At 62.2% G+C, this 23,256-nt stretch carries 19 protein-coding genes; 12 read left to right on the top strand and 7 right to left on the bottom strand.

Going from position 1 to position 23,256, the window contains the following annotated elements:
* Positions 1-9: 9 nt before the first annotated feature.
* Complete coding sequence (locus tag ABEA58_RS09185; RefSeq protein WP_345550837.1) at positions 10-483, bottom strand: META domain-containing protein; 474 nt, start codon at positions 481-483, stop codon at positions 10-12.
* Positions 484-1,111: 628 nt separating this feature from the next.
* On the opposite strand from ABEA58_RS09185, the gene ABEA58_RS09180 reads away from it, so the two are divergent.
* Positions 1,112-1,333, top strand: a complete 222-nt coding sequence (locus ABEA58_RS09180) for a hypothetical protein (protein WP_345550835.1) — start codon at positions 1,112-1,114, stop codon at positions 1,331-1,333.
* An 89-nt stretch (positions 1,334-1,422) separates the two neighbouring features.
* Here the strand turns inward: ABEA58_RS09180 and ABEA58_RS09175 are convergent, their stop codons facing one another.
* A complete protein-coding gene (locus tag ABEA58_RS09175) occupies positions 1,423-1,779 on the bottom strand; it encodes a hypothetical protein (protein ID WP_345550834.1) in 357 nt (118 codons plus the stop codon).
* A gap of 1,548 nt (positions 1,780-3,327) precedes the next feature.
* On the opposite strand from ABEA58_RS09175, the gene ABEA58_RS09170 reads away from it, so the two are divergent.
* The 4 genes from ABEA58_RS09170 to ABEA58_RS09155 all read left to right on the top strand — a co-directional run bounded on the left by ABEA58_RS09170 (position 3,328) and on the right by ABEA58_RS09155 (position 7,715).
* The gene (locus tag ABEA58_RS09170; protein WP_345550832.1) at positions 3,328-4,071 is read left to right on the top strand and encodes an SDR family oxidoreductase; all 744 of its coding nucleotides are present in this window, start codon (positions 3,328-3,330) and stop codon (positions 4,069-4,071) included.
* A 55-nt stretch (positions 4,072-4,126) separates the two neighbouring features.
* Entirely contained in the window at positions 4,127-5,128 is a 1,002-nt protein-coding gene (gene hutG, locus ABEA58_RS09165) for a formimidoylglutamase (protein WP_345550830.1), read from the top strand.
* A gap of 197 nt (positions 5,129-5,325) precedes the next feature.
* The gene (locus tag ABEA58_RS09160; RefSeq protein WP_345550828.1) at positions 5,326-7,080 is read left to right on the top strand and encodes a phytoene desaturase family protein; all 1,755 of its coding nucleotides are present in this window, start codon (positions 5,326-5,328) and stop codon (positions 7,078-7,080) included.
* 254 nt (positions 7,081-7,334) lie between these two features.
* Complete coding sequence (locus tag ABEA58_RS09155; protein ID WP_345550826.1) at positions 7,335-7,715, top strand: VOC family protein; 381 nt, start codon at positions 7,335-7,337, stop codon at positions 7,713-7,715.
* A gap of 141 nt (positions 7,716-7,856) precedes the next feature.
* On the opposite strand, the gene ABEA58_RS09150 is transcribed toward ABEA58_RS09155, so the two are convergent.
* Positions 7,857-10,205 carry a Tex family protein gene (locus ABEA58_RS09150; RefSeq protein ID WP_345550824.1) on the bottom strand — a complete coding sequence of 783 codons (2,349 nt, stop codon included), beginning with the start codon at positions 10,203-10,205 and terminating at the stop codon, positions 7,857-7,859.
* 254 nt (positions 10,206-10,459) lie between these two features.
* Between ABEA58_RS09150 and ABEA58_RS09145 the strand changes: the two genes are divergently transcribed.
* From ABEA58_RS09145 to ABEA58_RS09120, 6 genes are all read left to right on the top strand, one after another.
* On the top strand, positions 10,460-11,719 hold the full coding sequence (locus ABEA58_RS09145; RefSeq protein WP_345550822.1) for an efflux RND transporter periplasmic adaptor subunit: 1,260 nt from the start codon (positions 10,460-10,462) through the stop codon (positions 11,717-11,719).
* A gap of 2 nt (positions 11,720-11,721) precedes the next feature.
* Complete coding sequence (locus ABEA58_RS09140; protein WP_345550820.1) at positions 11,722-14,892, top strand: efflux RND transporter permease subunit; 3,171 nt, start codon at positions 11,722-11,724, stop codon at positions 14,890-14,892.
* A 78-nt stretch (positions 14,893-14,970) separates the two neighbouring features.
* Complete coding sequence (locus ABEA58_RS09135; RefSeq protein WP_345550818.1) at positions 14,971-15,708, top strand: 16S rRNA (uracil(1498)-N(3))-methyltransferase; 738 nt, start codon at positions 14,971-14,973, stop codon at positions 15,706-15,708.
* A 133-nt stretch (positions 15,709-15,841) separates the two neighbouring features.
* On the top strand, positions 15,842-16,207 hold the full coding sequence (locus tag ABEA58_RS09130) for a hypothetical protein (RefSeq protein WP_345550816.1): 366 nt from the start codon (positions 15,842-15,844) through the stop codon (positions 16,205-16,207).
* Positions 16,208-16,255: 48 nt separating this feature from the next.
* A complete protein-coding gene (locus ABEA58_RS09125; RefSeq protein ID WP_345550814.1) occupies positions 16,256-16,903 on the top strand; it encodes an HAD family hydrolase in 648 nt (215 codons plus the stop codon).
* 330 nt (positions 16,904-17,233) lie between these two features.
* Positions 17,234-17,878 carry an OmpA family protein gene (locus tag ABEA58_RS09120; RefSeq protein WP_345550812.1) on the top strand — a complete coding sequence of 215 codons (645 nt, stop codon included), beginning with the start codon at positions 17,234-17,236 and terminating at the stop codon, positions 17,876-17,878.
* Here ABEA58_RS09120 and metF read toward each other — a convergent pair.
* The 4 genes from metF to ABEA58_RS09100 all read right to left on the bottom strand — a co-directional run bounded on the left by metF (position 17,861) and on the right by ABEA58_RS09100 (position 22,650).
* Positions 17,861-18,694, bottom strand: a complete 834-nt coding sequence (metF, locus tag ABEA58_RS09115; protein ID WP_345550810.1) for a methylenetetrahydrofolate reductase [NAD(P)H] — start codon at positions 18,692-18,694, stop codon at positions 17,861-17,863. The two genes, ABEA58_RS09120 and metF, sit on opposite strands and share 18 nt — an antisense overlap.
* Positions 18,695-18,814: 120 nt before the next feature.
* Positions 18,815-20,191 (bottom strand): adenosylhomocysteinase, encoded by a 1,377-nt coding sequence (gene ahcY, locus ABEA58_RS09110; RefSeq protein ID WP_425563526.1) that lies wholly within the window; start codon positions 20,189-20,191, stop codon positions 18,815-18,817.
* Positions 20,192-20,281: 90 nt separating this feature from the next.
* Positions 20,282-21,502, bottom strand: coding sequence for a methionine adenosyltransferase (metK, locus tag ABEA58_RS09105; protein ID WP_345550806.1), 1,221 nt, complete (start codon positions 21,500-21,502; stop codon positions 20,282-20,284).
* 164 nt (positions 21,503-21,666) lie between these two features.
* A complete protein-coding gene (locus ABEA58_RS09100; protein WP_345550804.1) occupies positions 21,667-22,650 on the bottom strand; it encodes a metalloregulator ArsR/SmtB family transcription factor in 984 nt (327 codons plus the stop codon).
* A 219-nt stretch (positions 22,651-22,869) separates the two neighbouring features.
* On the opposite strand from ABEA58_RS09100, the gene ABEA58_RS09095 reads away from it, so the two are divergent.
* Positions 22,870-23,082, top strand: a complete 213-nt coding sequence (locus ABEA58_RS09095) for a hypothetical protein (protein ID WP_345550802.1) — start codon at positions 22,870-22,872, stop codon at positions 23,080-23,082.
* Positions 23,083-23,256: the final 174 nt, after the last annotated feature.

The raw sequence follows: 23,256 nt of genomic DNA, 5'->3' as shown, positions 1-23,256 counted from the left end.
TGGTTGGGGTCAAGGCGCCACCCGGATATATTCGATATAGATATCCCCGGAAGGATCGCGCAGGATCAGGCGGTCGCCGCCGGATTTGGTAAATGCCTGCCGCGTGCCGGCAAGGGCGCGCAGGTAGGCATTTTCCTGGTCCATCAGCAGCGGTGGCCCGGCCATTTTCGTGGAGGCAAAGCTGGAGGTATCCCACAGCATCAATCCGTTGTCGGTAATCTGCAGGTTGCCGCCGTAGGTGTTGATGCCGCTCTTGCCCACCACATCCCCTTCCGGATTGCAGAGGAAGGTGAAAGCTGAGGGGTCTTCGATCGGCACCACCGCGCCATTGACCCGCAGCCTTCTCAGCTGCCATTGATTGCCACAGACAGAGTTCAGGCTGCCCGCGGTCTGTACCACCTGGGGTTGGCCTGTGTCGAGATTCAGGCATCCTGCGATTACCAGCGTGAGTCCGGCCAGCCACAACAATCCAAATTTGCTCATCTCAACCTCATCTTCCGCGCCCAGCAAGCGGAGGCGCAGCTATCCCTGTCCTTGCATCCTGTCTCAAGCTTAGTTGTTGCCGCCGAGCTGCAAGTGGAAACGAGCGACAGGCTGTGCTCGTCAGGAGAATCCGGTCGGGAACTGAGCGACGCCAGAGGCTTTGGCGGCACATAGGTAGCGGTAAATGAGTGGCGGCAGATGATCTGACGGGAATAAATCGTCGTGTCGCTGCCGCCTGGGGGCTTGGGCGCTCCTGTGGGTGATATGGCGCGACTCTGCGTTGCTGTTGAGGGGCTAGGACTCAGGGCCTTGCGGCGCGCTTGTTTAACCCGCTAACCCGCTAACCCGCTGGCCCGGAACGCAGTGGCGCTTTATCAATGGGGCTTTTTATGGGGCTGTCTATCAGGGCTGTTTATCAAAGGTAAAGGGGTTTTCTGTTTAGCGAGTTATCTATCTTGTCTCTTGTCTCTTGGCGCGCTTCCATCTGTGGATTACCACTTGCCTGGGGGGCGTGTCGCAGAATTTTACAAAGTGGCGCGCATTGCCTCACCGTGACGGCTGCTTCCTCTAGGCTGGAACGAGAGGGCGGCAGTCGCCGCCCGGTGATCGTAATTTTGAGGACACTGCAGTGCAGAAATTTATTGGTATTCTGCTGGCAGCGGCCATGGCGACAGGAGTTGCCGGTTGTTCTACAACCGCGTCCGAGGGTGCCCCCAAATCCCTGACTGTGAATGGTCAGCAATTCAATTGCACGCAGGAGGAGCTGGAGAGCAAAACCCTGGTCCGCTGTGTGCGCGATAGTAGCGGCGCAGGGCGGCCAGCCACTGCACTGCATGGGCTGGCCCGCTGACGCCGCCGGGTTATGCAATCAGGTTTATACAAAGTGCCGCAGACAATATTGTCTGCGGGCAGAGCTTTTAACTGGCTCAGGAATATTGGTCAGCGGCGCGGACGATGTGTGCCTCCCTGTGGCGGACGGTTGGATTGAGGGCGGCCTGGTCGATGGTGGGGCGGGCGCCCCGGACGGTTGTAATGGGGGCGGCCGGGTCGGTTGTAATGGGGACGCCCCGGGCGGTTGTAGTGGGGGCGGTGATGGTGGTGATAGTAGGGCCGGTAACGGGGCGATGAATAGTAGAGGTAGGCCCCACTTGATGGATAGAGATAGGGCCGCGAGTAGTAAGGGTAACTGGAGTAATAACTCCCCCCGGCGTAATAGCCATCCGCGACGCAGGCGCTGAGGCTGAGTGCGGAGCAGATCGCGGCGACGATCAGCGCGCTTTTAATGGTTCTGTTCATGGTGTTGTCTCCGCTTGGAATCTCCTCGGGTGTCGGCATTCCCTGCGTCGCCATGGACGCTACCGCGGGGTTGGCTGGGGGCAAAAAGCGCTCAGCGGGGTCTCGGTCGGGCCGGCAGAGGCTGCGGCCGGACGTGATCATCAGGTGGCCGGTATTGCGGTGGGCGGTTATGAGGCGGCCGGGGTTGATAAGACGGCCGCTGCCGGTAGTGGCCGGGGCGGGGGCGATAGACACCATCCACCAGGTAATAATTCGAATGGCGCGCGCTGTGGCAGATACCGCCGGGGTGACAGTGATAGTAGGTGCCGCCGACGCGGTAGTGGCCGGCGTTACCCCCGGGTGAATATCCCGAGTCGGCGCAGCCGGGTAGTGCCAGAGCCGCTGCGAGCGTCAGGGCTGCAGCGATTGTCAGTCTTGAGGCAATGGCCCACGGTTTGCGGAGCTGCGAATTCATCAGTGACCTCCACGCCTGCTGGCGGGTACAGCGTCTGATTTCAGCCTAGCAGTTGTGGCGCGATTTTCCTCCCTTTCTTCGTCCGCTCCTTTTCCCCTTTCTTCCTTCTCTGATTGTTTATTTCCTTCGTCCTCTCCTGCTTGCCTCTAGTCCGCTTGGCTGCCGAATCGTGCATGCAGTTCCCGTGGTAATGCCAGACCCCAGTGTTGGGTCTCAGAGCCAGATCCCCGAGCCAGATTCCAAGGGCAGGTCAAAGGCATTTGAGCGGGGCGAATCCATGCCCGCGGAATCCTTTGCCAACTTACAGATTGCTTGAACCGGAGAAGATTAATGTGAAAAGAAAGGCGCCCCCACACCGTTTTTGATGTGGTTTTTTGATGTGTTTTTTTGCTCGGCAAAGGGCAAAGGGCAAAGGGCAAAGGGCAGAGGTAAGAGGAAGCTAGAGAGGTAGCAGCTCGCCAGGCTGTGGCAAATCCAGAGTCGGGAGAAAAATACGGGCAAAACCAAGGACTGATAGAAAAAGCTCAGAAACCAGGCACACAAAACCGTCCTGCCCCGCCAGGGGGATTTCCCCAGCGCCGCGCTATTGCCAGCGCGCGGTTTCTGTCACCCAGTTACCGCCTCTGGGTAATGGCAATACATCCTGCAAAAGATCGACCGTGCCGGCATCGGTTTGGCGGCGCTGGCGATTGCCGGCTTTCGATTGGCCGGCTTTGCAGTTAGGGCAACGGGGGCTATTGCGGGTTATTGGCAATGGATAATTCTGCCCCGAATGGAGGGAGCGTCTATGGTTAGAACAGGGAAAAGCGCGCCGCTCTGATTCGAGGTCTGCCGCTGCGCCGGCGCTGCTATTCATCGGCGCGGCTATTCACCAGCACCGCCATTCACCGGCACTGCTTTTGAATGGGTGAGGCACCCCCCTGCTTGGCGGTGTCTGGTATTACACACTTGGACGGTGACGATTAGAGATGAAGGTTAGAGGGTGACGGTTAGACAGTGGCGGTTAGAGAGTTACGGATAGAAGGATACGCCACTACAAGGTTTACAAAGAATCGCAGCCAGTCACAAAGTGTTACAGGGCCAGAGGTATCAGCATGGGTAACATTGCAAACAAGGTGGTCGTCATTACCGGCGGCAGCAGTGGTATCGGCGAAGAGACAGCCCGCCATTTAGCCTCGCTCGGCGCCAAGGTGGTATTGGGTGCGCGGCGGGCAGAAAAGCTTAAAGCCATCGCCGATGACATCAACGCTGACGGCGGGCAAGCCACATTCCATCAAACCGATGTGACCATTCAAGGTGATGTGGAAGGCCTGCTGCAGAAGGCACAGGACAGCTTTGGCCGTGTGGACGTAATGGTGAACAACGCCGGGCTGATGGCCATCGCGCCCCTCTCGGCGCTGAAGGTGGACGAGTGGGACCGCATGGTTGATATCAATATCAAAGGCGTCCTTTATGGCATCGCGGCCGCGCTTCCCGTGTTTGTGCAGCAGGGCAGCGGTCACTTTATCAATATCTCCTCTGTGGCCGGGATTAAGGTATTCAGCCCGGGCGGTACCGTTTATAGCGGCACTAAATTTGCGGTGCGGGCCATTTCTGAAGGGCTGCGCGCTGAAGTGGGCGGCAGCATACGCACCACCACAATCGAGCCGGGGGCGGTGGAATCAGAGCTCAAGAATGGTTCTTCCGATGCGGCAAGTGCCGCAGCTATTCAGGAATTCTATAAAACCTGTTCAATCCCCGCCGATTCCATCGCCCGCGCCATTGCCTATGCGATCGAGCAACCTGCGGATGTTGATATCAATGAGATTGTGGTGCGGCCGACCGCGCAGGATTTTTAACCGACCGCTCGGATTGAAGCTCTGACACAGGCCCGTACTTACTTTGGAGGCAGACATGTTGCAGCTGGCTGATATGCGCCTGTGGAGCGGTCGCACCGACCGCGAGGATGGCAGGGCCGGTGAGCGCTGGCACCAGCGTATTACGCCGCTGCAGCTGGACAGCGCGCCCGGTGTGGCGATTCTCGGCTTTGCCTCCGACGAAGGGGTGCGCCGCAACCGCGGCCGTATCGGCGCCGCCAAGGGACCGAGAATTCTGCGTATGGCCATGGCCAACCTGCCGGCCACCTTCGATGCCCCCCTCTACGACGGGGGGAATGTGCGGGTCGAGAAGGAGGACCTGGAGTCGGCCCAGGCATTGCTGGGCGCGCGGGTCACCGAACTGTTGAGCGACGGTCACTTCCCGCTGGTGCTGGGGGGCGGTCATGAAATCGCCTTCGGCTGTTATCAGGGCATCGCCCGCTGGATGCGCGAACAGCAGCGTGAAAAGACCCTCGGCATTGTCAATTTCGCCGCGCATCTCGACCTGCGTGTGCCAAAACCCCAGGGGTCCTCGGCAACGCCCTTTTTCCAGATCGCCGAGCAGTGCGAGATCAACGGCAAGCCGTTCAATTATCTTTGTGTGGGCGCCTCGGCCGCGGTCAATACTCCGGCCCTGTTCAATCGCGCCGATGAGCTGGGTGCGCAGATAATTGGCGATCGCGACATCAGCGCCTGGACTCTGCAACAGTGCCGCCGGCGGATTGCGGACTTTATTGATGGGGTGGATTTGGTCTATCTGAGCATCTGTCTCGATGTGTTGCCGGCGGCGGTAATGCCCGCGGTCAGCGCCCCGGCGGCGCGGGGCCTGCCGCTGGACTTGTTCGAGCCCCTCGTCGATACGGTGCTGGAATCCGGCAAAGTCTGCCTGGCGGACATGGCGGAATTTAACCCCTACTTCGATATCGAGGACCACGCCGCGCGCACCGCCGCATACATTGGATTTTTGGTGGCCAATGGCGTGCAGGGGCCGGAGTGCAGGGGTCGGAGTGCAGAGACCCGTGTACAGAAACCAAAGTAAAGAAACCAAAGTAAAGAAACCAGAGTGAAACGGTAGCGGGAACAACCAGGTGCAGCTGAGCCAAAGGATCATGGCGGTTGGCAGGCTGGGGTAATTGCGCTGCCGGGCGCCGCCGGCTAAGTTACCTCATCAGGTAACGCACCAGGTGACAGGTTGCCGAAATAACGATAAGAAATAGCCAGAACAGTGAGCCGCCCATGTCCGCAAGCCAGCCCAATAGCGCCAGCCCAGTCCACGCTTCTGCCGGAGGTGGGGCCTCGTCCCGCCCCGCCGGTATCAGTCCCCGCTCCCAAAGCCCCCGTGTCGGCCGCCGCTATCGCTGCAATCGCCTCAACGGCCCCTACGATGCCATTGTCATCGGTTCCGGCATCGGCGGCCTGACCACCGCGGCACTGCTCAGTGCCGCCGGCAACAAGGTGCTGGTGCTGGAACAGCATTACACCGCCGGTGGCATGACCCACGCCTATGAGCGCAATGGTTATGAGTGGGATGTGGGGGTGCACTATATCGGCGATGTGGGCAGTCACCCGACCATGACCCGCAGGCTGTTCGATTTCCTCAGCGCCGGGCGGCTGCGCTGGGCGCCCATGGACAGCACCTATGACCGTATCTGCATCGGTGAGAAGCGCTACGATCTGCGCGCGGGCCGGGAGGCTTTTATCGCCGGACTGCTGGAGCATTTTCCCGGCGAGGAACAGACACTGCAGCGTTATCTGCAGCGGGTCAGTGCGGTGGGCAGGGCCATGCGCCTGCTGACGCTGGAAAAAATGCTGCCGGGCTGGTGTGCGCCGCTGTTGTCGCAGTGGAGGAAATGGCGGCTGCCCGCATACCTGAATAAAACCACCTACGAAGTCCTGCGCGAGCTGACGGACAACGAGCAGCTGATAGCCGCACTCAGCGGCCAGTGGGGGGACAATGGCATGCCGCCGCGGGAGGGCAGTTTTATCATTCACGCCCTGATCGTGAAGCACTACCTGCACGGCGGTTATTACCCGGTCGGTGGCGCCAGTGCGCTGGCGGCAACCATTATTCCGCAGGTGCAGGCGAGTGGCGGCGAGGTGTTCACCTATGCGGAGGTGGAGACCATCCTGATGGACGGAAACCGGGCCTGCGGCGTGCGCATGAAAGATGGTACCGAAATCCGCTCGCCGCTCGTCATCTCCAATGCCGGCGTGTTCAATACCTTCGACAAACTGCTGCCGGAGAGCGCCACCGAGCAGGCCGGTTATCACCACGACCTGGGCACGGTGAAGCCGTCGATGTCGCACCTGTGCCTGTATATCGGCCTGAAGAAAACCGCCGAGCAACTGGGCCTGCCGAAAACCAACTACTGGCTTTATCCCAGTGCGGACTACAGCGCGGACCTGCAGCGTTTTCTCGATGATCCGGCGGCGCAGATTCCGCTGGTCTATATCTCCTTTCCGTCCGCCAAAGATCCGACATTCACCCAGCGTTATCCGGACCGCGCCACCATCGAGATCGTCAGCCCCGGGCCCTATGAGTGGTTCGAGCAGTGGACGGATCAGGAGTGGGGCAAGCGCGGCGAGGACTACGAAGCCTTGAAGGAACAGTTCAGTCAGAGGCTGCTGGAGCGCCTTTACGAAACTTTCCCGCACCTGCGCGGCGAGATTGATTACTACGAGCTGTCCACCCCGCTGTCGACCAAACACTTCTGTTTTTATCAGCGCGGTGAAATCTATGGCCTGGACCACGACCCGGCCCGTTTCCAGCAGCAGTGGCTGCGGCCGCAAACGCGTATCCGGGGCCTCTACCTGACCGGGCAGGATATTATGAGCTGCGGCGTGGCCGGTGCCATGTACGGCGGCGTGGTCGCGGCGCAGGCGGTGCTGGGCTGGCGCAAGGCAGTCCCGCTCTTGCGCAAGGTGTTTTCCGGCACTGGCTCTGGCCAAGGTACTGCTGCTGACAGCGACACCCAGCTGAAATCGGCTTAGCGAAATCGCCATAAAACGCTTAAGCAAAAGCCGCTGACACGCTGCCGAAAACCATAGCAAAGCTCCTCCCGGAAGTGGGAGGATGAGTGCCGGCGGTGATGCGGATGGGCCCATTGCCAGATTAGCGGATCGCCACATGGCCGGCCCATGTTGCAGCTGCCGATGAAAGCGGAATCACTTAGCAGAGATCGCGGGGTCATTTCCGCGTTAACAAACGGGCTCAATAGACTTGAGCAATACCACGGAGAAATAGGATGTTTAGCCACATAATGATCGGTGCCAATGATATCGAGGCATCGAAGAATTTTTACGACGCGGTGATGGACAAGCTGGGTTACAAGCCCGGCACTATCGATCCGAAGGGGCGCTGCTTTTACTTTGGCAACGGTGGCATATTCGGCATCACCAAGCCGATTGATGGCAACCCGGCCTGCCACGGCAACGGCAGCACCATTGGTTTTACCGCCGAGAGCCCGGACGTGATCGATGACTGGCATGCGGCGGGGCTGGCCCATGGCGGCAGCGAGTGCGAGGACCCGCCCGGTGTGCGCGAGACTTCCGGCATGAAACTGTACCTGGCCTACCTGCGCGACCCCTCCGGCAATAAGCTCTGTGCAATGTGCCGCATGGACTGAAGCGCAGGCCGGCAGAGGTTTAAGCCTGGCTGGCTTTTAAATTCCAGGGTTTACCGTGCGGCGTCTAGGCTGCCGGCACAAAAAAGGGCGCTCCTTGGAGCGCCCTTTGCCGTTGTTGCTGACTGCATTTTTGTTTATTTGTTATTTTTTGTTTTTCATCGCCGCCATCAGCAGGTCGCCCATGCTGCCCTGGGACTTGCCGCCGCCGCCCTGTTGCTGGCGGTTGCGGTTGTTGTGGCGGCTGGCCTGGCGGCTCTCGCGGTGGTCGCCTTTCTGCACGCCGCCGCTGCCCTGCTCGCCGGGCTCGTCGGACAGGCGCATGGACAGGCCGATACGCTTGCGGGCGACGTCCACTTCCATCACCTTGACCTTGACGATATCGCCGGCTTTCACCACTTCATGCGGGTCCTTGACGAACTTTTCCGACAGGGCGGAGATATGCACCAGACCGTCCTGGTGCACGCCGATATCCACAAAGGCGCCGAAGTTGGTCACGTTGGTCACCGTGCCCTCCAGCACCATGGCCGGGCGCAGGTCCTTGATTTCCTCCACCCCGTCTTCAAATTTGGCGGTGCGGAATTCCGGGCGCGGGTCGCGGCCGGGTTTTTCCAGCTCGGCGATGATGTCGGTAACCGTGGGCACACCGAATTTGTCATCGGTGTAATCCGCCGGATTCAGTTTGCGCAGGAAGGCGGAGTCGCCGATCAGGCTGTTGATCTCGCGGCCGCTCTTCTCGGCGATGCGGCGCACCACCACGTAGGCCTCCGGGTGCACCCCGGACTTGTCCAGCGGGTTTTCACCGTTGTTGATGCGCAGGAAGCCGGCGGCCTGCTCGAACGCCTTGGGCCCGAGGCGCGGCACTTCCTTGAGCTGGTCGCGACTTTTGAAGGCGCCGTGCTGGTCGCGGTAGCTGACGATATTGGCGGCGATGGAACTGCTGAGGCCGGATACCCGCGCCAGCAGCGGCGCGGAGGCGGAATTCAGTTCGGCGCCAACGCCGTTCACACAGTCCTCCACCACCGCGTCCAGGGAGCGCGCCAGCTGGGTCTGGGAGACGTCGTGCTGGTACTGGCCGACACCGATGGATTTGGGCTCGATCTTCACCAGTTCCGCCAGCGGGTCCTGCAGGCGGCGGGCGATGGAGATGGCGCCGCGAATGGTGACGTCCAGATCGGGAAATTCCCGCGCGGCGAACTCGGAGGCGGAATAGACCGAGGCGCCGGCCTCGTTGACCATCACCTTCTGTGCCTTGAGCTTGTACTGCTTGATGGTCTCGCCGACGAACTTGTCGGTCTCGCGGCTGGCGGTGCCGTTGCCGATGGCAATCAGGCCCACATCGTACTTCTCGCACAGGGCGGCGATCACCGCGGCGGATTCCTGCAGGCGGTTCTGCGGTGGGTTGGGGAAAATGGCGGTGTGGTCCAGTATCTTGCCGGTGGCGTCGACGACCGCCACCTTCACCCCGGTGCGCAGGCCCGGGTCGAGGCCGATGGTGGCCTTCTGGCCGGCCGGGGCCGCCAGCAGCAGGTCTTTCAGGTTGCGGGAGAAAACCTTGATGGCCTCTTCCTCGGCCTTTTCCCGCAGCTCGCCCATCAGGTCGGTTTCCAGGCTGGTGAGCAGCTTGATGCGCCAGGTCCAGCGCACCACTTCTCCCAGCCACTTGTCGGCGGGGCGGCCCTCATCGCTGATGTCGAACTGTCTGGCGATCATGGTCTCGCAGGGGTGACCAGCGGTGGCGGGGCGATCCTCGTCGCCATCGAGGCCGATGCTGATGGCCAGCGCCCCCTCGTTGCGGCCGCGGAAGATGGCCAGCGCGCGGTGCGACGGCACCTTGGACCAGGCCTCGGCGTAGTCGAAATAGTCGCGGAACTTGGCGCCTTCCTCTTCCTTGCCGTCCAGCACCCGGGACTTGACCACGCCATCGCGTTTAAGGAAGTCCCGCAGCCGGCCCAGCAGCTCGGCGTCTTCCGCAAAGCGCTCCATCAGGATGAACTTGGCCCCGTCGAGGGCCGCCTTGATGTCCTTCACATGCAGGGCGGCGTCCTCGTTATCGCTGTTCAGGTATTTCTGCGCTTCCTCTTCCGGGTTCAGCGCCGGGTTGGCGAAGAGGGCGTCGGCCAGCGGCTCCAGGCCCGCCTCGATGGCGATCTGGCCCTTGGTGCGGCGCTTGGGCTTGTAGGGCAGGTAGAGGTCTTCGAGGCGGTTCTTGGTGTCCGCGGCTTGAATCTGATTGGCCAGTTCCGGCGTAAGTTTGCCCTGCTCGTCGATACTTTTGAGGATGGTGGCGCGGCGATCCTCAAGCTCGCGCAGGTAGCGCAGGCGCTCTTCCAGGGTGCGCAGCTGGGTGTCGTCCAGGGCTCCGGTCACCTCTTTGCGGTAGCGGGCGATAAACGGCACCGTGGCGCCCTCGTCCAGCAGGGTGACGGTGGCGGCCACTTGTTGTGGGCGCACATTGAGTTCTTCGGCGATTCGGGCGTTGATATCCAGCATCTGTTTTTCTACATCCGTTCTGCTGCGAGTACGTCTAGGCCCGGCGACGGCGGAGGGTGTCGCCGGTGAATTTAGCAGCGGCATTATGCGGGAGCCGGGCGCGGTGAGAAAGGTTTGCGGCGAAGCGCAGTTCCCTGCGACGACCTGCAATGGGCAAGGCTCCTTTTGGCGCCCAAGTTCAGTAGAATGCGCCTAGCCAAATTTTGACCAATCTCGGGTCCGCATTGCGGCCCGCTTCCGGGTTGAGGGTATCTGTGAAAATTTCCAAGAAAAACAAGCTGTTAGGTATCGTGGTTGTTGTCGGGGTGGCCGTGTTGACGGTCGTCACCAAGATGGCGCCAAAACCCGAGGAAAAGGTCATTCAGGCGAGCGTGCCGCCCATCGCCGATGTGCTCTACGTACAGCCTGGACGCGAGGCGCTGCTGGTGCCGAGCCAGGGCACCGTGCGCGCGCGCTATGAGATCGAAGTGGTGGCGCGGGTCGGCGGCGCCATCGAGCGGGTCGATGATGCCTTTGTCGCCGGCGGATTCTTCACCGCGGGTCAGTCGCTGCTGCAGATCGAGTCGGCGGACTACCAGTACCAGTTGACCCGCGCCGAGTCGCAGCTGGCCAACGCCCGCGCGACCCTGGCGCAGGAGCGCGGGCGCGCCAAGCAGGCCAAGCGCGAGTGGCGCGAGCTGGGCAGCGAGGAGGCCAACGCCCTGTTCCTGCGCAAGCCGCAGCTGGCCGCCGCCGAAGCGGCGGTGGCGGCGGCTGAGGCGGACCGGGACCAGGCCCGGCTGGACCTGCAGCGCACCCAGCTGAAAACGCCCTTTGCCGGCCGCGTGGTCGAAACCTTTGTCGACCTCGGCCAGTACATCACCCCCGGCACCAAGCTGGCGCGGATTCACAGCACCGGCATTGCCGAAGTGCGCCTGCCGTTGACCGACCGCCAGCTGGCCCTGCTGGAGGTGCCGCTGGGGCAGTCTTTTGCCAATGGGCCGGCGGTGCGCCTGCGCGCGCAGATTGCCGGCCAACAGCGCCAGTGGCGCGGCCAGCTGGTGCGCACCGAGGCCAACATCGATCCCAACAGCCGTTTTGTGTACGCGGTGGCGCAGGTGAAGAACCCCTATGAGGGCGAGGCGCCGCTGGTGAACGGCCTGTTCGTGGAAGCGGATATCGCCGGCAAAACCTTTGATGATGTGGTGCGGCTGCCGCGCCAGGCGCTGCACGAGGGCGATCACCTGCTGGTGCTGGACGAGGAAAGCAAGCTGCGCGTGAAGGCCGTGGAGCTGCTGCAGGCCGCAGGCGAGCAGGTCTGGGTGCGCGGCGACCTCGCCACCGGTGAGCGCGTGATTGTTTCGAGCCTCGGCTACTCCCGCGAGGGCATGGCCATTACCCCCAATCCCCTCAACGAAAAACCCGCCGGCCTGATTCTGGGTGACGAGGCTCTGAATGCGCCACCGGCTGCTTCCGGTGCTGCCACTGACACCGCCAATCGCAGCGCCGGCGGCGCCACTCAGGGAGTGCGCTGATCATGAATGGTGTGATCGGGTGGTTCGTCCGCAACAGCAAGGCCGCCAACCTGCTGATGGTGATGATTTTTATCGGCGGCATCTTCGGCGTGCTGAATGTCGGCCGCGAGGTGTTCCCCAGCGGCGAGTCCAGCACGGTCGCGGTGGATATCTCCTACCCCGGTGCCGGCCCGGCGGAGGTTGAACAGCAGGTGACGGTGCGGGTCGAACAGGCCCTGACCGATATCAAGGGCATCAAGGAGGTTAACTCCTTCTCCCGTCGCAGCCACTCCACGGTGCGCGTGGAGGCGATGGAGGGCTATGACGAGCTGCGCCTGCTGAACGATATCAAGGTCAAGGTCGACAGCATCAATACTTTCCCGGCGGATATCGAGCGCCCTGTGGTGGCGATGGCGGAATGGGAAATGGAGATGATGCATATCGCCCTCGGCGGCGATGTGTCCGAGCGCCTGCTCAAGGAGACCGCGGTCAACCTGCGCGACAGACTGATGTTGCTCACCGGCGTGCGCCAGGTGGTGATCTGGGGCGAGCGCGCCGACGAGATGTCGATCGAGGTCTCCGAGGTGGACCTGCGCCGCTACAACCTGAGCTTCGACGATGTGGCCAATGCGGTGCAGCGCTCGTCCCTGGACCTGCCCGCCGGCACCATTCGCTCCGACCGCGGCGATATTCAGGTGCAGACCCGCGGCCAGGCCTACACCGCCTATGAATTCGGCCAGATCCCGGTGCTGAGCCGCCCCGATGGCACGGTGCTGCTGCTCAGAGACGTGGCCACCATCCGCGACGGCTTTGAGGAAGAGGGCTCGGTGATCCGCTTTAACGGCAAGCCGGCCATGAACCTGCGGGTGCTGCAGGGCGAGCCGCTGGACGTGGTGGCCACCGCCGAGCGCGTGCGCGCTTTTGTGGAAGAGGTGCGCGACGAATTGCCGCCGGGTGTGCAACTGGAGATCTGGTCGGACAACTCCACCCTCTACGCAGACCGCATGGGGCTGCTGCTCAAAAACGCTATCGGTGGCCTGCTGCTGGTATTCCTGCTGCTGATGCTGTTCCTGCGCCCGGCGCTGGCGGTCTGGGTGACCGTGGGCATTGCCACCGCCTTTATGGGCGCCCTGTGGCTGCTGCCGCTGACCGGCGTGACCCTGAATATGCTGTCGCTGTTCGCCTTCCTGCTGATTCTCGGCATCGTCGTTGACGATGCCATTATCGTCGGCGAGTCGGTGCATGCCGCCCACGATCAGGGCCTGCGCGGCCTGGCGGCGGCGGAGGCCGGTGTCAAGCAGGTATCCAAACCGGTGATTTTCGCCGTGGTCTCCACCATGGTGTTCTTTGTGCAGTTCCTGTTTCTGCCCGGCGGTGCCGCCAGTCAGGCGCTGACCCTGGGCGCGGTGGTGCTGCTGTGCCTGCTGTTCTCGCTGGTGGAATCCCTGCTGATCCTGCCCGCGCACTTGGCCTCCCTGCAGCCGGAGAAACCCGCCACTTCCGCTGTCGGGCGCAAGCTGCAGGCACTGCGCGCCCGCTTCGCCGGCGGCCTCAGCGCAGCCAACCGGCGCTACTATCAGCCGCTGCTGACGAAAACCCTGGATAACAGCCGCGTGACCGTGATGGTGTTTTTCTTTGCCCTGCTCACGGCGGTGTTTATCTACAAGGAAGGCTACCTGAAGACCAGTTTCATGCCGGATGTTCCCTCCGATATGCTGCAGCTGAGGGCCAGCATGACCCCCGGTGAGTCTTTCGAGGAAGCCGAGCGGGTGATGAAGCAGTTTGTCGCCGCCGCCGACCGCCTGGAGCGGGATGAGGAGATGCTGGCGAAAAACGGCGGTCCTTTCCTGCGCAACAGCATCATGTTTCTGTGGCGCGGCAATATCTACGTCAACCTGCAGCTGGTGCCCGGTGAGGAGCGCGAGGTGTCGCCCAAGGAGCTGGCCCTGCGCTGGCGAGACTATATCGGCGACCTGCCGGGCAATGTCGAGGATATGAACATCGTATCCACCATCAACAACTCCGGCCCGGGGATGGCGCTGCAACTGAGCACAGGTTCCGGCGATATGGCCGAGCTGCGCCGCGCCGCCGATGCGGTGAAGGCGAAACTGGCCTCTTATGAGGGGCTGTATGATGTGCGCGACAACCTCTCCAGTGCGCGCCAGGATATCGAAATCCAGCTCAAGCCCTACGCCGCCAATATGGGCGTGACCCTCGGGGATGTGGCCCGCCAGGTGCGCCAGGGCTTTTACGGCGAAGAGGTGCAGCGCATTCCCCGTGGCAGCGAGGATGTGCGGGTGATGGTGCGCTATCCGCAGGAGGAGCGCGCCGGTGAGGACCAGATCCACCGCGTGCGCATCCGCACCAGCGAGGGCGAGATCCCCTTCAATGCGGTGGCAGACGCGGTGTACGTGCCCGGCTATACCACCATCCGTCGCAACGACCGCGAGCGCTCGCTGCGTATCACCGCGGAAATCGAGCCGGGTACCACCGAATCCTTCCAGGTACTGGAAGACTTGCGCAAGACCGCCTTCCCGCAGTGGGAACGGGAATTCCCCGGCTTCAGCCTCAAGACCGCCGGGCAGATGCGCGAACAGCGGGAGTTCGTCATTGCTTTGTTGGTCGGGTTTATTGTGTCGGTGTGTGTGATTTACGCCCTGCTGGCCATCGCCTTCCGCTCCTATTCGCAGCCGCTGCTGATCCTCACGGCGGTGCCGTTCGGCTTCTTCGGCGGTATCGTCGGCCACCTGATCACTGGCTACGATATCAGCCTGATGTCGATGCTTGGTTTCCTCGCCGCGGCGGGGGTGGTGGTCAATGACAATCTGGTCTTGATGGACCGCATCAACCAGCTGCGCGATCGCGGCATGGCGGTGCTGGATGCGGTCAAACAGGCCGGTACCGATCGCTTCCGGCCCATTATCCTCACCTCCATCACCACCTTTGTGGGGCTGGTGCCGATCATGTTCGAGCGCTCGCTGCAGGCCAAGTTCCTGATCCCCATGGTGGTGAGCCTGGCCTTCGGGGTGCTGTTCGCCACGGCGGTGACCCTGATTCTGGTGCCCAACCTGTACAAGGTGATAGAGATAGTGCGCGAGAAAGTGCACGGCCCCCGGCAGGCTGTGAATGAGAGTGGGGCTGTGAATGGGGGTGAGGGCAGCGGCCAATTGTCCGCCCCGGTGGAAAACGCCTAAACTAGCCTCCTGAGAGAAAACGCCGGCCCCGAGTCGGCGTTTTTGGTTTGTCCCCTTTGTCGACGAGGATTGTGCGCGATGCGCGTACCACGTATTTATTCCCATGAACCCCTGGCCGGGCTCAGCGAAATCGAACTGGACGAGAACGCCAGCCGCCACCTGCTCAAGGTGCTGCGCCTGCAGGCGGGGCGGCCGCTGGTGATTTTCGATGGCCGCGGCGGCGAGTACGAGGCCGAGCTGGTGGCCACCGGCAAGCGCGCCCTCGCCCGCCTGGGGCAATTCTCTGAAGAAGATCGCCAGTCGCCACTGGCGCTGACATTGGCCATCGGTATTTCCCGCGGCGACCGTTTCGAATGGGTGATTCAGAAGGCCACCGAACTGGGGGTGGCCCGTATCCAGCCACTTTTTACCGAGCGCTGTGAAGTGAAGCTGAGCGGGGAGCGGCTGCAGAAAAAGCTCGCGCACTGGCGCCAGATCGCCATCAGCGCCTGCGAGCAGTGCGCCCGCAACCGGGTACCGGAGATCGCCGCGCCGCAGAAGTTTGCCGGCTTTCTGGATGCTGACATGGCGGCGGACCTGGGGCTGGTGCTGCACCACCGCACGGAGGTCTCCCTGCGCCAGCTGGAGCAGCAGCGCGGGCGCCCGGATTCGGCGCAGCTGCTTGTAGGACCGGAGGGCGGCCTGTCCGGGATTGAAATCGAGGCGGCGCTGGCCCGCGGTTATGCGCCGCTGCGGCTGGGTCCGCGGGTGCTGCGCACGGAGACAGCGCCGGTTGCGGCCCTGTCGGTGTTGCAGTATCAATGGGGCGATCTATAGGCCCGAGCTGTACAGGTGCAGGTACAAGTAAAGGTGCAGTGCAGGTAAAGGTGCAGGGGCGAGGATAGGGCTGGATCAAGCGCGCAAAGCGCACAGGTGGCAGGGAAGAGAATAGCGGGGAGCAGAGAGAATAATGGTGAAGTTGATTTTGTGGCTGCTGGGCCTTGCGATCATGAGTCTCTCCATCGCCGTCATCGTGCGGCCACAACTGGTCCGCGACCTGAGCGAGCGGCTCAACCGGGCCGGCTACGCCTTTGCCGCCTGGGGTCGGGTGATTGTCGGTCTGATTATGCTGCTGATCGCCGATACCCACGCCTGGAATATTCTCCTGAACGCCCTCGGTACTCTTCTGGTACTGGCTGGGGCCTATATGCTGTTTATCGGTTTCGAGCGCAGCAAGGCGCTGGCGATCAGGGTTGCCAGCGGCAACGAAAATTTCCTGCGCGCCAGTGGCGTCCTCGGTATTCTGCTGGCGCTGCTGCTGTTGTCGGCCACTTGATGGCATGACGGGCACACTGACTGAAGGGCTGAGGGGAGAATAGGGCGGATGTTCGCGACACAACTGGTGATCTTCGATTGCGACGGCGTGCTGGTGGACAGTGAAACCATCGTCTGCCGTATTCTCGCCGAGGAGATGAACAAGCTCGGCCTGTGCACCAGCGTCGAGGAGCTGGACGAACAGTTCAGCGGGCGCCCGGCCAGGGATTGTCTGGCTGAAATCGAAACCCGCTACGGCGGGCCGCTGCCCCACGACTATTTCGACAATACCGAGCGGCGCATTCGCGCGGCCTTTCATCGGGAGCTGGCGCCGGTGGCGGGAATCGAAGAAGTACTGGACCAGTTGCTGCAGCTGAACCTGCCGAGCTGCGTGGCCTCCTCCGGTTCCCACGACAAAATGCGCCTGACCCTGGGCCGCACCGGCCTGTACGACTATTTCGACGGCCGTATCTACAGCGCCGATGACGTGGGCCGGGGCAAGCCCTGGCCGGATCTTTTCCTGCACGCGGCGCAGTCGATGGGCGTTGAGCCCCAGCACTGCCTGGTGGTGGAGGATTCCCTCGCCGGGGTAAAGGCGGCGGTGGCCGCCGGCATGCCGGTGGTCGGCTACAGCCAGCACCCGCGCCGGGCCAGCCAGCTCGAGGCGCAGGGGGCGATGGTGGTGCGGGATATGCTGGCGGTGCTGGATCACCTCTGAGCGTCCGGGGCCGCGCACTGCCGCTGGGCGTAACGCCGCCAGCGTTCCCGATCCGCCTCGCGTCCCCTCACTCGCGGCTCCCTTTTTCTGCGTTCTTCTTTTCCCGCATGGCCTTTTTCCCGCGCTTATCTTTTTCCCAACCCCTCTTTATTCCGCACCTCTCTTTTTCCTGTATTCATACTTCCCCGCTCGCCCACGCATCGGCGCAGCTTGGCTCTTAAGTGCGCCGGTGGCAGCGGTGCAGCAACACTCGTCTACAATGAATGTAATGCCACGCAAACGATCCCGCTTTCACACAGCCGCCAGATACCATTTGCGGAGTACCCGGTTATGGTGCCGAAGTCCTGTTTACTGCCGCTTTTGCTCGCTGTGATTGTTCACGGTCTGCTGCTGAGCGCCTGTTACGACGACCCCCACAAAAAATATGTGCTGAAACCGCCGGTGCCCGCCAATAGCGCGAGCGGAGAGGATTTATCCTTCGGCGATACAGTGGTTGCCTATCTGCGCGGCGGGGCCGCCGACAGTGAATTTATTTTGGGCGTGGAGTTCGCGCCCGGCAGCTCACTGCCTGAGATGGAGACGATTGGCGATGTCGAGGCGCTGCTGGTGATCCTGCGGGATTTTCCCGGGGTGAGCGTGGTGATCGAGGGGCACACCGACAGCGCGGGCGACCCGCAAAAAAACCTGCGGCTGTCCCAGTGGCGCGCGCAGTGGGTGCAGAACTTTCTGCTGGATCGCGGCATAGCGCCGCAGCGGGTGGCCGCCGAGGGCTTTGGGGACACGGTACCCATTGCCGACAACAGCACCCAGCGCGGGCAGGAAAAAAACCGGCGTTTAGTGGTGCGACTGGAAAAAGGCGAGGCGGCAGCGATTGGCGCGGGGCAGAAGTCGGCGACGATCCGGGCCGGCAAGGAAGCGGCCCCGGAGCAAAAGCCCCGGGGCGCGCTGGCGGGTGGTTCAGTCGAGACTGAGTGAGCGCAGGATTTCCGCGCTGGGGTCCACCTGGTTCATGGTGTAGAAGTGCAGCCCCGGCGCGCCATTATCGAGCAGTGTCTCGCACAGCTCGGTGACGACTTGCTGGCCCAGCTTGCGCACATCGTCCGGGTTGCTGAAGCTCTCCATGCGCTGGCGCAGCCAGCGGGGAATCTCCGCGCCGCAGTTTTTCGAGAAGCGCGCCAGATTGGTGAAGTTGGTGATCGGCATAATGCCCGGATAAATGGGCGCGTCGATGCCGGCTTTCTCGCACTGATCGAGAAAGTAGAAGTAGGCATCCGGGTTGTAGAAGTACTGGGTCAGCGCGCTGTTGGCACCGGCATCGAACTTGCCTTTCAGATAGCGGATATCGGCATCGTAGCTGTCCGCTTCCGGGTGAATTTCCGGATAGGCGGCCACTTCCAGCTGGAAATGATCGCCGGTATGACGGCGGATAAAAGCCACCAGCTCATTGGCGTAAACCAGTTGCGTCACGGCGCCCATACCGGAGGGCATATCTCCGCGCAGGGCAACGATGCGGTCCACATTGGCTTCTTGATAGCGGTTGAGCAGCGCCAGCATGGCCTCTTCGTTGTCGCCACCGAATGACAGGTGCGGGGCGATGGAGATCCCCTCGCGGCGCAGGCCGGTGACAATATCGGCGGTGGTTTCGCGGGTGGTGCCACCGGCACCATAGGTCACGGAGAAAAACGCCGGATCAAATTCCTGCAGGGTTTCCCGGGTCTTGTACAGTTTCTCGCGTCCCTCGGGGGTTTTGGGCGGGAAAAACTCGAAGCTGATGCGAATATTATTTTTCATGGTAAATCGTCCAGTCCGCGGCGGCTGGATTCCGCCCCTGCCGCTGTGGCAGTGGGCAGAAAAACGACTGCGTTCGGAGTCGCCATGCCGGCAGAAGCCGGCATCCAGTCACGGGGTAAATCAGTACTTGTAGCTTTCCGGCTTGTAGGGGCCATCCACGGAAACGCCGATGTATTTGGCCTGGTCAGCGGTCATCTGCGTAATGACACCGTCGAAACCCTCGACCATGTAACGGGCGACTTCCTCGTCCAGTTTTTTCGGCAGTACTTTGACGTACAGCGCGGAAACCTTCTGGTCCGCCGGCAAATCGGCAAACTTTTCCTGATACAGATGGATCTGTGCCAGTACCTGGTTGGCGAAGGAGCCGTCCATGATGCGGCTCGGGTGGCCGGTGGCGTTGCCCAGGTTGACCAGGCGGCCTTCCGACAGCAGCAGCAGGTGGTCGTTGGTTTCCGCGTTGCGCACGATCTTGTGCACCTGCGGCTTCACTTCCTGCCACTGCCAGTGCTTGCGCATATAGGCGGTATCGATCTCGTTGTCGAAGTGGCCGATGTTGCACACCACGGCGCCGCTCTTCAGTGCGGTCAGCATATGCGCGTCGCACACGTTGGTGTTGCCGGTGGTGGTGACGATCAGGTCGGTGTTGGCCAGCAGGTCCCGGTTGATGCAGTCCGCCTTGCCGGTGTTGATACCGTCGATGTACGGAGACACCAGCTCAAAGCCGTCCATGCACGCCTGCATGGCACAGATGGGGTCGATCTCGGAAACCTTGACGATCATGCCTTCCTGACGCAGAGAGGCCGCGGAACCCTTGCCCACGTCACCGTAGCCGATCACCAGCGCCTTCTTGCCGGACAGCAGGTGGTCGGTGCCGCGCTTGATGGCGTCGTTGAGGCTGTGGCGACAGCCGTACTTGTTGTCGTTCTTGCTCTTGGTGACGGCATCGTTGACGTTGATGGCCGGCACTTTCAGGCTGCCCTCGCGCAGCATGTCCTGCAGACGGTGCACGCCGGTGGTGGTCTCCTCGCTGATGCCGTGGCACTGATCGAGGATCTCGGCATATTTGCGGTGCAGCAGTTCGGTGAGGTCACCGCCGTCGTCGAGAATCATGTTCGGCTGCCAGCCGGCCACATCCGCGCCCACGGTGCGCTCCAGGCACCACTCGTACTCTTCCTCGGTTTCGCCCTTCCAGGCGAAAACCGGGATGCCCTGTGCGGCGATCGCGGCGGCGGCGTGGTCCTGGGTGGAGAAAATATTACAGGACGACCAGCGCACCTGGGCGCCCAGCGCCACCAGCGTCTCGATCAGCACGGCGGTCTGGATCGTCATGTGGATGCAGCCCATGATGCGGGCGCCGGCCAGCGGCTGCTCGGCACGGTATTTTTCCCGCAGCGTCATCAGCGCCGGCATCTCGCCCTCGGCGATTTCGATTTCACGGCGCCCCCAGTCTGCCAGGTTGATGTCGGCCACTTTGAAGTCTTTGAATTCGGTGCTCATCTGATTCATTAAAAACCTTGTCTGTTCTTGTATGCGCGGGCTTTGCCCGCGGGTGAAATGTGCGGGGCGTTTGCCCCGGATATCGTTTCCTTACAGGCCCGCGTGTGCGCGCAGAATCTCGGCCTTGTCGGTCTTTTCCCACGGGAAGGCGGTGAAGGTTTCACTGCGCTTTTCGCCGTTGCCGTCCACCCACTCGTAGGTGTGCTCGAACGGCTCGCGGCCGAAGTGACCGTAAGCGGCGGTCAGCTGGTACATGGGGTGCAGCAGGTCGAGCGCGCGGGAGATGGCGTAGGGGCGCAGGTCGAAATGCTCGCGCACCAGCTCGGTCAGTTTCTCCTCGCTCACCTTGCCGGTGCCGAAGGTATTGATGGCAACCGAGGTGGGCTCGGCCACGCCGATGGCGTAGGACACCTGGATTTCACAGCGGTTGGCCAGGCCGGCGGCGACGATGTTCTTGGCCACGTAACGGCCGGCGTAGGCCGCCGAGCGGTCCACCTTGGACGGGTCCTTGCCGGAGAAGGCACCGCCGCCGTGACGGGCGGAACCGCCATAGGTGTCGACGATGATTTTGCGTCCGGTGAGGCCGCAATCGCCAACCGGGCCGCCGATCACGAACTTGCCGGTGGGGTTGATATGGTACTGGGTGTCCGCATGCAGCCACTCGGAGGGCAGGGTGTGGTGCACGATCAGTTCCAGCACCGCTTCGCGCAGGTCTTCCTGGCTCACATCGGGACTGTGCTGGGTCGACAGCACCACCGCGTCGATGGCGCAGGGCTTGCCCTCGTCGTCATAACGGAAGGTGATCTGGCTCTTGGCATCCGGGCGCAGCCACGGCAGCAGACCGGATTTGCGCGCTTCCGCCTGGCGCTCCACCAGCCGGTGAGCGTAGTAGATCGGCGCCGGCATAAAGGTCGGGGTCTCGTCGGTGGCGTAACCGAACATCAGGCCCTGGTCGCCGGCACCCTGATCCTCCGGTTTGGCGCGGTCGACACCCTGGGCGATATCCATGGACTGCTTGCCGATCACGTTGATCACGCCGCAGGTCTCGCCGTCGTAACCGACGTCGGAAGAGGTGTAGCCGATATCGGTGATGACCTTGCGCACCAGATCTTCCAGGTCCACCCAGGCGGAGGTGGAAATTTCGCCGGCGATCACGGCGATGCCGGTCTTCACCAGGGTTTCACAGGCGACGCGGGCGTGCTTGTCGCGAGCCAGCAGCGCGTCCAGCACCGCATCGGAAATCTGGTCGGCGATCTTGTCGGGGTGCCCCTCGGATACCGACTCCGAGGTAAACAGTCTGTATTCACTCATAAGATATGCTCCATTGATGACGCCGCGGCGCTCCATTTATCGATCCCGCTGTCGGCGGTGTGATCAGTTCAAAACTTGTTGTGCAGTGATCGCTAAACCGGCATCAGCGGCACAAAAGGTAAAAAAAAGAAAGATAAAAACTAAAAAGGGAATCGGTGTGGCCATTACGCATGGCGCACCGCAACGGTTTGTGGTTTCACGAATTCCCGTATCTGAATCTGGAAGCCGTTGCGCAGCGCGCTGTACACGCTGCGGCCGTTTTCCAGTCCGGCGCGCTCGGCCCATGCGGACAGCTGTTCGGGGGCAAACCCCAGCCACAGGTCGCCGCAGGCGTCCCGCGCCCAGCCCTGTTCATGGGCCTGCAGCTCCGCCACCAGCAGCTGGCCGCCGGGTTTCAGCGCCGCCTGCAGGTCACTGAATATCTGCTGGGGGTCCGGCGTGTGGTGCAGCACCATATTCACCACCACGGTGTCGGCGCAGGCAGGGCGCGCGGCGGCCTCGCGGGTATCGCCGTGCAGGAATTCGATGTTGCCGAGCGCCTGCTCAACGGCAAACTGCCGCGCCCGCTCGAGCATATTGGCGGACAGGTCCAGAGCTGTGACAGCAGCGAAGCGCGGCGCCAGCTCGGCGAGGAATTCGCCCTCACCGGGGCCCACTTCCAGGGCGCTCGCCCCCGCTCGCAGCAGCTGCGCCACCTGCGGGCCGTACACTTCATACCCGGCGATCAGTTCCTGCTGCTCGCGGAAGCGGTTGCCGTAGTCGGCGAAAAAGCGCCGCGACGCCTCGGCCCGCTCACTGGCGATCTCCGCCACCGCCTGCGCGCGCGCTTCGGTCAGCGGCAGCCGGTCGAGGCTCGCGAACAGCGCCTCGAGGCCATCGCCGCTGCGGCGATAGAAGAGGTTGTTGCCCTCGCGGCGCTTGCTCACCAGTCCCGCCTGAGCCAGCACCTTGAGGTGGTGGCTGAGGGCCGGCTGGCGCAGGTCAAAGATACGGCACAGCTCCAGCACGCTGTAGGAGTCCTGGCTCAGCAGGCGCAGTATCTCCAGGCGCAGGGGGTCGCCCGCAGCCTTCAGGCGCGCGGCCAGCTGCGGTATCTGCTCGCCGGGCGGGGTTGCCGGCGCCGTTTGTTGGGCCTGAGAGCTTGTCATGGCGTGGAGTCTAGCAGCGCTTCGCGCCTGCATCAAAAAATTTTGATATAGCTGCATAAAAAAACTTTGATGCTGTCGGAGCCGTGGAGCCGTGGAGCCGTGGAGCCGTGGAGCCGTGGAGCCCTGGGACTATGAGGCTGGTCACGGGGCGGTAGCAATGAGAAGGGGCTGGCACAGGGGGCTGGCACAGGGGGCTGCGCAGAGGCGCGGAGATGGCGATTGCAAGCGTCATTTTACGAGGCATCTAAAGAGCTATTTAAAAAATCAGCAGAAGAGCGCTCGAAGGCATCATCGAGGGTGTCACTGGAAGGAATCACCGAAGGCAACAGCGGAGGAGCCATGCAACCACCCGGCAAAGAACACCGCAAAACCCAGAAAAGAGCCCTGCAAAGCACATCGGGCGGCATGCGAGTCCGGTTTACTGGTCTTTAATTGCCTTAAATGCTGCCGGAATGCCTGTGACCTTTGCGTGCGGGCAGTGATTGCGGGAAAATACGCCTCCATTTTCCTGACCGCAGGTGTGCCCCTGTCGCGCGCGGGCTGCAGACGCAGCTCTGACCTATCTTCAGGGGGCCTGGCCCCGCAAACAGACCTCAGAGAGTTGAG

Origin of the sequence: Microbulbifer aestuariivivens (assembly GCF_039545115.1) — a bacterium.
GTDB classification, from domain to species: Bacteria; Pseudomonadota; Gammaproteobacteria; order Pseudomonadales; family Cellvibrionaceae; genus Microbulbifer; species Microbulbifer aestuariivivens.
Note: the sequence above shows the minus strand (reverse complement) of the source record. Positions and strands in the feature narration are given on the sequence as shown.